This is a genomic window from Streptomyces sp. NPDC088354, assembly GCF_044753585.1.
Lineage (GTDB): Bacteria > Actinomycetota > Actinomycetes > Streptomycetales > Streptomycetaceae > Actinacidiphila.
On the sequence record NZ_JBIVNJ010000037.1, the window covers coordinates 65,611 to 77,461 of the forward strand.

An 11,851-nucleotide genomic window follows, 5' to 3' on the forward strand; every position below is an offset into this window, starting at 1 on the left:
AACCGGCCCGGACACCTGCGACCGAAAGGCATGGCAACCCCGTGGAACGAAGAGACTTTCTCGTCGCCTCCGCGGCCGCTACGGCCGCGCTGACCGCCGGACTGCCGGCCGCCGAGGCGGCCGCGGCGCCGCATCCCGCTCCGGGACCGGAGCCGCACCCCGCCCCCAAGCCGTCTCCCCTTTCCCTGTGGTACGACAAGCCCGCCGCACAATGGCTGGAGGCCCTGCCGCTCGGCAACGGCCGTCTCGGCGCGATGGTGTTCGGTGGCGTGAACACCGAACAACTCCAGCTCAACGAGGACACGCTGTGGGCGGGAGGCCCCTACGAGCCCGCCAACCCCAAGGGCCTGGCCAACCTCGCGGAGATCCGGCGCAGGGTCTTCGCCGGGCAATGGAGCTCCGCCCAGAGCCTGATCGACTCGTCCTTCATGGGCATACCGGTCGGCGAGCTGATGTACCAGACCGTCGGAAACCTGCGCCTCACCGTCGCGGGCACAGGCGACGTCACCGGCTACCGACGGGAACTGGACCTCGACAGGGGCGTCGCGACCGTGACGTACAGCCGCGGCGGGGTCGCGTACCGGCGCGAGGTCTTCGCCAGCCACGCCGATCAGGTGATCGTGGTCCGGCTCACCGCCGGAGGCCGCGGCGGCCTGTCCTTCAGCGCGGCTTTCGACACTCCCCAGCAGGCCGGGACGGACTCCCCCGACCTGCTGACGGCCGCGCTGGAAGGTGTCGGGCAGACCCGCGAGGGAGTCACCGGACAGGTCCGCTTCCGCGCACTGGTCCGGGCCGACGCCCACGGCGGTACCGTGCGCAGCGAGAACGGCACGCTCACGGTGACCGGGGCCGACTCGGCGACCCTGCTGGTGTCCGTCGGCACCGGCTACCTCGACTACACGGATGCCTCGGGCGACCACCGTGCCCGCGCCGAGGGCCCGTTGAACGCCGCTGCCGCCGTCCCGTACGAGGAGCTGCGCGCACGGCACGAACGGGACCACCGCGCGCTCTTCCGCCGCGTCACGCTCGACCTCGGCACCACCGACGCGGCCGGCGTGCCGACCGACCAGCGGGTGGCCGCCTTCGCCGAGACGGAGGACCCGCAACTGATCGCGCTGCACTACCAGTACGGCCGCTACCTGCTCATCGCCTCCTCCCGGCCGGGCACCCAGCCCGCCAACCTGCAGGGCATCTGGAACGACCAGCTCTCTCCGCCCTGGGATTCCAAGTACACAATCAACATCAATACGGAGATGAACTACTGGCCCGCCGCCACCACCAACCTCCTGGAGTGCTGGGAACCGATCTTCGCGCTCCTCGACGACCTGTCCCAGGCCGGGCAGAAGACGGCCCGGGTGCAGTACGGCGCGGACGGCTGGGTGGCGCACCACAACACGGACGCCTGGCGCGGGACCGCGCCCGTCGACGGCGCCTTCTGGGGGATGTGGCCCACCGGCGGCGCCTGGCTGGCGACCTCCGTCTGGGAGCACTACCGCTTCACCGGCGACCGCGACGCCTTGCGCCGTCGCCTGCCCGTGGTCGAGGGAGCGGTGCGCTTCTTCCTCGACTCACTCGTGCTCGACCCCGGCACGGGACACCTCGTCACCTGCCCGTCCGTGTCGCCTGAGAACGCCCACCACAACGGTGTGTCGGCGTGCGCCGGGCCGACCATGGACAACCAGATCCTGCGCGACCTCTTCGACGGCTACCTGGCGGCCTGTGACACTCTCGGTGCCCCGAGCCCCTACATGGAGCGGGTGCGTGCGGCCCGGGACCAGCTGCCTCCCATGAAGATCGGTGCGTTGGGGCAGTTGCAGGAGTGGCAGGAGGACTGGGACGCCGGCGCCCCGGAGCGGCAGCACCGCCATGTCTCCCACCTGTACGGCCTGCACCCCAGCAACCAGATCACCAAGCGCGGTACCCCGGACCTCTTCCAGGCCGCCCTGAAGACACTGGAGATACGCGGCGACGCCGGCACGGGCTGGTCCCTCGCCTGGAAGATCAACTTCTGGGCGCGGGCGGAGGACGGCGCCCGCTCCTACAAACTGCTCAGCGACCTCCTCACGCCCTCCCGCACCGCGCCGAACCTGTTCGACCTCCACCCGCCGTTCCAGATCGACGGCAACTTCGGTGCCACGGCGGGCGTGACCGAATGGCTGCTCCAGTCGCACACGGACGAGGTCCATCTGCTGCCCGCGCTGCCTCCCCAGCTTCCGGACGGACGCGTCAAGGGCCTGCTCGCCCGCGGAGGCCTCACCGTCGATCTCGACTGGCGCGGCGGAGCGCTGTCCCACGCCCGCCTGGCGGCGCGGCACGACGGCACCGTCCGGCTGCGTACCGCCGTTCCGGTCGACGTGGACGCCCCCGGTCACCCGCGCCGGCCCCCTGTGGAACGTCCGGAGGACACCGTCGCGGTGTTCGAGGTCACGGGAGGCCGCGACTACACGATCAAGCCGCGCTGACACCACGGGCCGCCGCAGCCCGCGTCACGGTTACGGCGACTCGGGTACGGGTGTACTGACGGGTCCCTGCCAGGGTGATCGGCAGCCGCACCCACTCGAGTCGCCTTGCCGACCCGACCGGTACGAGGGGCCCCCGGCGCCGATGCGCCGGGGGCCCTTCGAGGTGCACCGCGCCGGCGCGGCCTCCGGCATGCGGCCGGGTGGTGGCCGGAGGTGGCTGACGTGGTGCCGGTGCGGCCTTCTCGACGTAATGATCCGGCGAGGTGACCAAGGGTTGTCCCGTAACTGATCTTTGGCAGCACGAGAGTGGCTGGCCGGGATCGCATCCCAGATCCCCCCTTGGGGGGGGAGGCACCGTCCTTGGTTCACCCCCGGACCGCACGACACAGCAGCGGACAGCGGGGGCCCTCCTCCCGACAACGTGCGGACCCACCCACCCAGGGAGATGAGCGGGACCTCTGTTATCGTGCGCCGATGTCAACGATCAAACAGTTCCAAGTGACCTTCGACTGCGCGGAACCTGCGCGCCTCGCTGCTTTCTGGTGCGAGGTGATGGGGTACGTCGTACCGACGGTCCCGGAGGGCTTTGCCACGTGGGAGGAGTACCACCGCTCGCTGCCGCCTGAGGATGAGATCTACTTCGCGTGCACTGATCCCTCCGGTGTGGGTCCACGCCTGCTCTTCCAGCGAGTTCCCGAAGGCAAGGTCGTCAAGAACCGGGTGCATCTCTGCGTGCGGGCCGGCGCCGGGCTCGTGGGTGACGAGCGCCTGGCCACACTCGAGGGCGAATGCGCACGGCTGATGGCTCTCGGCGCGAAACACGTGCTGACGCAGCGTGCCGATGACGTCAACGAGTCGTGCATCACGATGCAGGACATCGAGGGCAACGAGTTCTGCCTCGCCTGAAACTCCTCCAGGCGGCGAGGTGGGGAGCCGTCTCCCGTGGACCTCTCAGGTCCCCTATGCGGCAGGAGCTGTCCCGTGAGAGCAAGGTTGCGTGGGGGGGCGATGCCGAGCATGGCGTGGTGGACGCCGTCGCCGCGCAGGCGGCAGTCGCGGGAGGATCTTCCATCTTCATGCGGACGGAGCAGTGCTCGACGCGGGCGCGGACCTGCTTGTGCGATTTTGTTGTGGACCTGCTTCCAGTCGGGAAGCCCCTCGCCCGGGCGGCGGTGCGGCATCACCAGGCCGGTGCCCGCGTAGCCGCCGTCGGCGATCGGGGTGGTGTTGCCGACGGAGGCCTTGGCGCCGGACTCGGCCCGGGCCCGGCAGTCGTGCCGGTTGCCCGGCAGCGGTCGGCCAACCGCGACAACCAGGCGGCAGCCGGCGTCGATGACCACCTGGTGGGTGGTGGAGGAGCGGTAGTTCTCGCACTGTTCGGCCACCTTGTGGTCGCGGGTGGACACCAGCGTGCCGTCCACGATGAGCACGGCGTCCTCGGCGAACCGCTGGCGGGGCCAGAACGCCGGGAGCGGTCCTAGATGGTCGATGACCCGGTCGGCCGCGGACTTCGACACCCCGAACAGCGGGGTCAGTTGTCGCATCGTCAGGTTGGTCCGCCCGTACGCGGCGACCAAGAGGACCCGGTCCTCCGGCGACAGCTTCCACGGCCGGCCCCGACCAGGGGCGACACCCTCACGGCGCAGCTGCGCCGCCAACTGGCCAAAGGCACGCGGGCTCAACCCGGTGAACGGGGCTGTCCGGGACGACTCGGACGCCGTGATCACACCAGCCACAGCCAAGATCATCCCACCGCTAGATCACTTACGGGACGGCCCTTAGGCCCAGTGGATCTCGCGTCGCGATGAGTCCTGCGGCGTCCGGCGGTCGTACTGTCGACACCGTGACCGAGGAGGACTTCTGATGCGCAGCGTGACGTATTCGATGGGCGTCTCACTGGACGGCTACGTCGTCGGGCCGGACGGCCGCTTCGACTGGACTCCGGTCGACGAGGAGGTCTTTCGCTTCGCTACCGACGAGGTGCGAGAGGCCGGCGTCCACCTCTTGGGACGACGGCTGTACGAGGCGATGCTCTACTGGGAGACCGTCGACCAGAGTCCATCGCTCGACTTCTCAACGCTCGAGTTCGCCGCGCTCTGGAAGGCGCTCCCCAAGGTGGTGTTCTCCACCACGCTGTCAGCGGTGCAGGGCAATGCCCGCCTGGCCTCCGGCAGCCTGACGGAGGAGATCGGGCGATGGCGAGCCGAGCCGGGGGACGGCACCATCGCGATCGGCGGGGCGACTCTCGCCGCCGAGGCGGCCGCGTCGGGTCTGATCGACGAGTACCGGCCCAGGGTCTACCCGGTACTGGTCGGCGGCGGCATTCCGTTCTTCCCCCAGCACGAGCGCCGGGTGGATCTCGAACCGGTCGAGACCCGCACCTTCAGCTCAGGAGTCGTCCACCTCCGCTACCGCGTGGCGCGTTAGCCGACCGGTCCGCCGACCCGGGGCGAACGGGCTGCCAGTGATGTTCTCTCAGCGAGACGACCTGCGCGAGGCGCTGTGAACCACCATCTGGGGCAGCCCAGTCGGACGGACAACACCCGACCGTCGACGCATCCAAGGCCCCTGGCAGGCCGATGGAGCGGCGCATCAGGGGGTCTCCGGACGACGGCCTGTCGGGTTCCGTACCGTGGCCCCCGGACTCGCCCTCTCAGCGTCCCCGGTCGCCGTTGCCGACGCGCGCGGAGTGGCGCTCGGCGGGCGTGCGAGCCGTCTGCTCAGGCAACCCCGACGCGGGGGCAACGTCCTGCTCGGGACGTGCGGGCGGGGCAGCGGTTCCAGCCCGCATGCGGGCAATGGCGCACGCATTCCGGACTCTGGACCACCGCGTGATCGTCATGCCGCTCGGGCGTTGCCGTCAGCGCGAGCCGCCTGCTCACGTCCTCCGACGCGCGGGCCTGGACCCCGGCATCGGGTCTGACCGACCCCGAGTTCATCGACTGACGCGGGGAGCCAGGGGTCCGGCGTAAACGGGTTTGCCACCGCCGACCCCCGCCGCGGCACACGAGCGACGGGGGCTTCCCTCACTACGGTCGGCCCCGCCCGGAAGGCGCGGAGTTGCCGGCATGCGAGCAGGGCCGCGTCTCCAGGATGCGCCTCACGCCGGCCATGGGCACGCCGGCCGCATGAACGTCGGGGGATCGAGGGCGGTCGTATGTCCCTGCTTGATGGCGCGCACTCCCCCGCAGCGCCAGTTCAGCCTGCATCGACCACACCCGGGAACCCACCTCGGCACAGCCGACCAGCTGATGAACACCCGGCGCCGGGCCGACGGTCAGAACGGCGAGACGTAGTGGCCGCCGACTCGGAGGCGCCTTGCCCTTACGCGCGAGGCCGTCACGGAGGTCGCCTGGGCGTTGGGCTTCTGGCAGTCCCAGCACAGTTCGTGTTGACCTTGACTGTTGATCACGGATCCCCATCCGAGACAGGTGTCGCAGTCGCGGGCGAGGCTGGGGTTGGCACGGGAAGCGGACAGGGGTGCACCGCCGGCTCCTCGATGCGCCATAACCATTCCTCCCTCATTGCCAAGGATTTACATAAATATTCCTTTTGTACGTGATGTACCTCATTGTCGCACATATGATGCCTTGTGCTGGCTTGCTCGTACTCACCCACCCGGAGCATGCAGCCGCGGCGGGCCGCGCGGACGGCCCTTCGAGGGGACCGAGGAGTACAGCGCCGGCTTCCACCAGGTCCACGCGAGCGACGGCGCCCCTATCCGGCACGGCAGGTGTGCGAACGCGAGGCCCGCCCCCTCCCGGCACGACGGTCAGGTGGTGGTGCTCGGCGCGACGGGTTCTGCCTGAAGATGCTGCGCGGAGGCGACGGTGCAGGCGGCGCGCACGAAGGCGGCGACGGCCGGCGAGCGCGCGTCATGGGGCCAGGCGACGGCCAGGGTGGCGTCCGGGAGATCGCTGACCGGGCGGTAGGCGATGCCCGGTCGCGGGTAGCGTCGGGCTACCGAGGCGGGCGCGAAGAACACGATGCTGCCTGTCTCGACAAGACTGAAGATCTCCGACAGGTTCGACGCCGGCCGCGTCGTCCCAGGCTGAGGAGTGTGCTCGACGGGCCGGCCATGGACCGCCGGGGAGCCGTCGGGGAGCTTGCGGTCGGCCAGGTCGTCCAGGCACAGCCGGGCCCGGGCGGCCAACGGATCGGCGGCGGCCAGGGCGACCAGCACCGGCTCCGTCAGCAGCGGCTCGCTGTCCAGGCCGCGGCTGTCGAAGGGGCACAGGACGAGTCCCACGTCGGCGAGGCCGTCGCGCAGTGCCTGCGGCTGCTCTCCGAATCCTCCGAGGACCAGTTCGGGCGGCAGGGACGCCTCGTCGGCGCCGTAGGTGCCCAGGATCTGCGGCAGCAAGCCGCCGTCGACGTCGGCCTTGAGCGCGACCCGCAGCCGCGGCGACCCACTGCCTGCCTGCCGGGCCCGGTGGGCGGCGGCGGTGACCGCCTCCAGAGCGGTGCGGGCATCGCGCAGCAGGACCTCTCCGGCTGCGGTGAGATTCACCTGCCGGGTGGTCCGTTCGAACAGTGCCACACCGAGCTGCCGCTCGATGTCCCGGATGGTTCGGGACAGCGGGGGCTGCGCCATGCCCAACCTGGCGGCGGCACGTCCGAAGTGCAGCTCCTCCGCGACCGCGACGAAGTATCGCAGCTGCCGCACCTCGAGGTCACTCATATCTCCAGGGTATCAATGGCGTCCAGATCGGTCCTTCACCCGCACCCTCGCGCCGGGTTGACTCGGAGGCGATCGGCAAGGCCCCCGGGCTTCCGTCGCCGACCGCCTACCACGGAGGAATTCATGATCGTCATCACCACACCGACCGGCGCCATCGGCCGACAGGTCGTGGACCGCGTCCTGGACAGCGGCGAGGCGGTCCGTGTGATCGTCCGCGACCCCTCCCGGCTGTCGGCGCACGTGCGCGCACAGGCCGAGGTGGTGCAGGGCTCCCACGGCGACGCCGCCACGATCACGAAGGCGCTCGACGGCGCCGACCGGCTGTTCTGGCTCGTGCCCCCGGCCGGGTTCCGCGATGCCGACAACGCCAGGCGCTACTACCTGGAGTTCACCCGGTCCGCCTGCCAGGAAGCCGCGAGCCGGGGCGTGCGGGTGGTGGGCGTCACCTCCCTGGGCCGCGGCTACCAGGGCGAGAGCGGGCTTCTGTCTGCCGCGCTGGCCATGGACGAGCTGATCGAAGCCAGCGGCGTTCCCTACCGGGCGCTGGCCCTGCCGTTCTTCATGGAGAACCTGCTCCACCAGGCTTCGGCGATCCGGGAACAAGGGGCGTTCTCCATGGCGAACGCCGCAGACCGGCCGCTGCCGACCATCGCCACCCGGGACGCCGCCGCCGCGGCGGCGGCGCTCCTCCTCGACACCTCCTGGAGCGGGCAGGTCCGCGTTCCCTTGGCCGGTCCCGACCATCTGACCCCCGACGCCATGGCGGAGGTCATCTCCGAGACCCTGGGCCGCACCGTCCGCTATCGCCAGGTCCCGCTCGCGGACTTCCAGGGCGCGATGCTGCGGCGCGGCGCGAGCTCGGCACTGGCGCAGGACATGGCGGACATGGTCGAGGCGCAGAACAACGGGATCTACGACGCCGAACCCCGCGACCCGGGCTCCGCCACCGCCACCGGTTTCCGCCAGTGGTGCCAGGACAACCTCAAGCCGGCCGCCCGGTCCTGACATGACGCCGATCGGCGTTCGGCCCAGCGCAGGAACGCACTGGCCCGTACGGCGACGGCGGCGGTCTGTGCGCGTGCCGCCTCGGTCGCCCGCTCCGGCCGCGTCCTCCACATCGACAGCAGGGCCGGGGCAACTGCCGTCGTATCTCGCCGTCTCGTGAACACATCCACTCGTTCGCTGACAATCCGCACACCTGGAGGCTTCCGGCTCCCCCAGGCAACCATGAGCCGGGAGCCCTGCGCCAGAGCCGAGCGGGTGTTCTGGATCGTCGACAACGGCTCTTCCTGCCGCGGTCAGAAGGCCGCCGACCGATGGTCGGCGGCCTTTCCGGGAACAGGTGGAGGTCGACTTCTCCGTCGTGCAACGCAAGGTCGTCTCGCCCGACGACTTCACCGAACTGACCAAGGTCGGGGACCGGCTTCGAGCCGACCTGGACGATCAGCCGGACAGGCTCGACCGGCGTACCGCCGATCACCAGGAAGAATCCCCGCCCGTGTCGAGCATGGCTGCCACCTTGCCGAGCACCCCGATTCAGCGTGCCGGCAACGACGGGGCAGTCGCCATGGCACAGACGACTCCAGGCTTCGGCGCAGGAATGGGGCTGCGAGGTGTGCGCCGGGTCTCCTGCCCTCCTCGTCGTCGGCGGCGGCGGTGAGCTGCGCGGCGAGTCCGGTGAGCCCTCGTGCCAGAGCACGCAGTTCACTCGCCGGCATGTGGTCGATGACCTGACAGAGCATGGCCTCGCGCTGCTCGCGGATGCCCTGGAGGTGTTTCTTTCCGGCGGGGCTGAGCCGGAGGGTGATTTCGCGGCCGCTCTCCGGAGAGGGGAGGCGTTCGAGGAAGCCGATGGCCTGGAGGCGGTCGCACATGCGGCTGACGTTCGGCGGTGAGGAGGCCAGCAGGTGGCAGACGGTGCGCATCCTTATGCCGTCCTGCCGGTCGACGACATACATCAGCCGCAGCTGTGAGGTGGAAGCGGGCGCGGTGGAGACCCTTGAGCGCTCCCACATGACGTCGAGGAGCTCGGTAAGGCTGCTGACGGTCTGGGCGGCCTCACGGCAGATCCTGCTCGGGGCGGCTTCGGATGCGGGCATGACTCCCCGTCGTTGTGTGCTCTGCCCGACGGCTGGCCGGGCAGTGGCTCAAGTGATGCCGTCCGGTCCGGTGAAGCGGGCCGCTTGTGTTCTCCCCTTGGCGATCGAGGGTTCTGCCACGTGCTGCTGCGAGGTCGTGGCGCGGGTGGGGGTCGTCGCCGTGAGGTGTGCGAGCGTACCGGTGATGTCGAGGAGCCGGTCCAGCTTCGCGGACCGGTCGTCCAGGTGCAGACGCGTCCCGGCCGCGGTGGTGCGGCGGCTGATCATCAGCAGGACGGACAGCCCCATGGCGTCGACGGTGCCGATCCCCGCGCAGTGCAGGTGCAGGTCTTTCAGATTCGGCCGGGCATCGAGTTGGGCGGTGACCTCGTCCGAGAGCAGTTCGGCGTTGTCGCGGTCGAGGTCCCCGGTGATCTCTATGCGGACCGTGTCCTCGGTGCCGGCCGTGACCAGTTGGAGTGCGGGGCGCTGTGTGGTCATGCGGGTGTTCCGGCGGCGGTGGAGTGGCCGGTCGTGAGGGCGTCGACTCCGCGCTGGAGGGTACGGGTGGCCCGGGGGAAGTCCTTGAGCTCACGCGCGAAGAGGTTCAGGGCCGGCGGCAGGGACAGCGCGGGCACACCTCGCGCCTGGAGGATCCTGGCGGTCCAGGTGATGAACCCGGTGAAGATGTCCACGTCACCGAGGTACAGGGCGGTGGCGAGGAACTCCGCGATGTGCGCGAGGTCTTCTGCCGTGCGCTCCCGCTGCAGGTCGTCGTAGGTGCGCATGGCGGGGAACGCGTCTTCCAGGGCGAGGAAGACGGTCCGTACCAGGGAGTCGCTGCTGCGGGCCACCATCGTGTATTCGTGGTCGGCCAGATGCGGCAGATCGTCCATCTGCTGGTGGTCGACCTGCGGCCGCGGCAGCGGCCCCTCGGCGAGCCGGTCGGCGGCGGTACGAGCATCGGGAGCCCACGCATCGGCGCCCAGCAACTGCGCGTACCGGCCGTCCGGTCCGAACGCGGCGCCGCCGACCAGGACGGGTACTCCGATCGCCTGGCACGCGGTGATCGCCGCATGCGCGGTGGGAAGCCGTGTGGCGATCGAGCTGGACAGGGCGACCGCGTCGGCCTGCGTGGTGTGCAGGTGGGAGATCAGATGCGGTGCGGGGACCTGCGCTCCGAGGTAGTCGACGTGCCAGCCGCGCAACTTCAGCACCTCGGCCACCAACCGGGCGGGCAGAGCGTGCCATTCACCGTCCACGCACGCCACCGTGATCCGGCTCCGGTCGGGAGTCCTCCGGGCGGCGGGGTGCAGGGCGAGCGCGGCGACGGCGCGTTCGTTGATGGACGTCGCGGCGTGCTCCTGCGCGACGCTGATGCGGTTCGCCGCCCATTCCTCACCGACTTTGCCCTGGACCACCGCGATCACGTCCAAGAGCACGGACTCCGGGTCGATGCCGTCGTCGAGGGCACGCAGGACGATCTCGGTGGCGGAGTACTCGTCCCTGGCCGCCACGGACGTCCACAACCGCTCGGACAGCTCACGCAGGCGGGCGCTGTCCGAGACGCGAGGCGGGGTGCTCGTGCTCATGCGGTGAACCTGCCCCGGGTGTGGCCGTTCACCGCGCTCAGGTGATGGGTGCGGGGGGCGGAGATGGCGACGACGGCCATGTCGTCGTGACGGCGGTTGCCAAGCCACTGGGAGGCGAGCATCTGGACGTGCTCCACGATGCCCTCGGACGGCATTCCGGCGCATCCGGCGAGGGCGCGCTTGAGTCGTTCTTCACCGAAGAGGGCGTCGCCCATCGGGCCCCCCTCGGCTTCGGTGATTCCATCGGTGTACAGGATGCAGGCCTCCCCGGGGGCGAGCGTGACGGTCGTGGTGCGCGCGGGCACGTCCGGCAGGGCCCCGACCAGGGTGCCGCGGGTGTCGGCTTCCTCGACGGTGCAGTTCGCGCGGATGATCAGCGGATTCGGGTGGCCGGCGCTGGTCAGCCGCACGTGCACATCGCTGCCCTTGCGGACGGCGGAAGCCAGGACCAGGGTCGCGAACCGGGCGTGGTGGGAGGTCAGCAGTGCTGTGTTGAGCAAGGTGAGCATCCGCTGATGGTCGTCCGCCAGGGGCAGCAGCGCATGCAGGGTGCTGCGGATCTTGCCCGTGAGGACTGCGGCCTCCAGACCCTTCCCGCACACGTCGCCCAAAGTCACCAGCGACGGCTCGCCCTCCACGGAGGCGGGGTAGACGTCGTAGAAATCCCCGCCGATCCGCTCGTGGTCCGCCGATGGGCGGTAACTGCCGGCGAAGTCCACTCCGGCGATCTGGTGCAGTGTCGGAGGCAGCAGCTCCCGCATGAGTGTCTCGGTGATGGCCGCCTGCTCCGCGTACAGGCGGGCGGCCGACATCGCCGCCCCGGAACGTGCGGCGAAAAGGCGGGCGAAGACTTCCTCCTCTTCGGTGAAGGCGGCGCTGCCCTTCTTGCGCAGCAGGACCAGTGCACCGGCCGGGACGCCGTGCCCGGGCAGCGGAGTGATCACTAGGGCGTGTATCGGAAGTGGATCTCGAGGTGGGATGATCTTGCCCCGTCGCACGTGGAGATCTGACGGATACACAGTGGGCCCGCTTGGAGCG

10 protein-coding genes and 2 pseudogenes are annotated in these 11,851 nt (G+C 70.2%); 6 read left to right on the forward strand and 6 right to left on the reverse strand.

What is annotated here, in order from left to right; translation table 11 throughout:
* The first annotated feature begins 41 nt into the window (after nucleotides 1–41).
* Both ACIP98_RS34500 and ACIP98_RS34505 read left to right on the forward strand, forming a co-directional pair.
* Entirely contained in the window at nucleotides 42–2,462 is a 2,421-nt protein-coding gene (locus ACIP98_RS34500) for a glycosyl hydrolase family 95 catalytic domain-containing protein (protein ID WP_401979881.1), read from the forward strand.
* 474 nt (nucleotides 2,463–2,936) lie between these two features.
* Nucleotides 2,937–3,368, forward strand: a complete 432-nt coding sequence (locus ACIP98_RS34505) for a VOC family protein (protein ID WP_401979883.1) — start codon at nucleotides 2,937–2,939, stop codon at nucleotides 3,366–3,368.
* Between the two features lie 71 nt (nucleotides 3,369–3,439).
* Here ACIP98_RS34505 and ACIP98_RS34510 read toward each other — a convergent pair.
* A pseudogene (locus ACIP98_RS34510) lies at nucleotides 3,440–4,198 on the reverse strand (transposase family protein); the annotation flags it as partial.
* Between the two features lie 127 nt (nucleotides 4,199–4,325).
* Between ACIP98_RS34510 and ACIP98_RS34515 the strand changes: the two are divergent.
* Nucleotides 4,326–4,889 (forward strand): dihydrofolate reductase family protein, encoded by a 564-nt coding sequence (locus tag ACIP98_RS34515; protein ID WP_401979886.1) that lies wholly within the window; start codon nucleotides 4,326–4,328, stop codon nucleotides 4,887–4,889.
* Between the two features lie 1,345 nt (nucleotides 4,890–6,234).
* Here ACIP98_RS34515 and ACIP98_RS34520 read toward each other — a convergent pair.
* A complete protein-coding gene (locus ACIP98_RS34520; RefSeq protein ID WP_401979888.1) occupies nucleotides 6,235–7,143 on the reverse strand; it encodes a LysR family transcriptional regulator in 909 nt (302 codons plus the stop codon).
* 123 nt (nucleotides 7,144–7,266) lie between these two features.
* On the opposite strand from ACIP98_RS34520, the gene ACIP98_RS34525 reads away from it, so the two are divergent.
* The 3 genes from ACIP98_RS34525 to ACIP98_RS34535 all read left to right on the forward strand — a co-directional run bounded on the left by ACIP98_RS34525 (nucleotide 7,267) and on the right by ACIP98_RS34535 (nucleotide 9,038).
* A complete protein-coding gene (locus ACIP98_RS34525; protein ID WP_401979890.1) occupies nucleotides 7,267–8,148 on the forward strand; it encodes an NmrA family NAD(P)-binding protein in 882 nt (293 codons plus the stop codon).
* A gap of 337 nt (nucleotides 8,149–8,485) precedes the next feature.
* Nucleotides 8,486–8,803, forward strand: a complete 318-nt coding sequence (locus tag ACIP98_RS34530; RefSeq protein ID WP_319661036.1) for a hypothetical protein — start codon at nucleotides 8,486–8,488, stop codon at nucleotides 8,801–8,803.
* Between the two features lie 58 nt (nucleotides 8,804–8,861).
* A complete protein-coding gene (locus tag ACIP98_RS34535) occupies nucleotides 8,862–9,038 on the forward strand; it encodes a hypothetical protein (protein WP_401979896.1) in 177 nt (58 codons plus the stop codon).
* Here ACIP98_RS34535 and ACIP98_RS34540 read toward each other — a convergent pair.
* The 4 genes and pseudogenes from ACIP98_RS34540 to ACIP98_RS34555 form a co-directional block, all read right to left on the reverse strand.
* Nucleotides 9,009–9,242: pseudogene (locus ACIP98_RS34540) on the reverse strand (MarR family transcriptional regulator); the annotation flags it as partial. The gene ACIP98_RS34535 and the pseudogene ACIP98_RS34540 sit on opposite strands and share 30 nt — an antisense overlap.
* A gap of 48 nt (nucleotides 9,243–9,290) precedes the next feature.
* Entirely contained in the window at nucleotides 9,291–9,722 is a 432-nt protein-coding gene (locus ACIP98_RS34545; RefSeq protein WP_401979892.1) for an STAS domain-containing protein, read from the reverse strand.
* The gene (locus ACIP98_RS34550) at nucleotides 9,719–10,813 is read right to left on the reverse strand and encodes a cobalamin-dependent protein (RefSeq protein WP_319660844.1); all 1,095 of its coding nucleotides are present in this window, start codon (nucleotides 10,811–10,813) and stop codon (nucleotides 9,719–9,721) included. The genes ACIP98_RS34545 and ACIP98_RS34550 overlap by 4 nt, the downstream gene beginning before the upstream one ends.
* Nucleotides 10,810–11,851 (reverse strand): PP2C family protein-serine/threonine phosphatase (locus ACIP98_RS34555; RefSeq protein ID WP_401979894.1); only part of this gene is annotated, 1,042 nt, incomplete at its 5' end. The genes ACIP98_RS34550 and ACIP98_RS34555, both read right to left, overlap by 4 nt.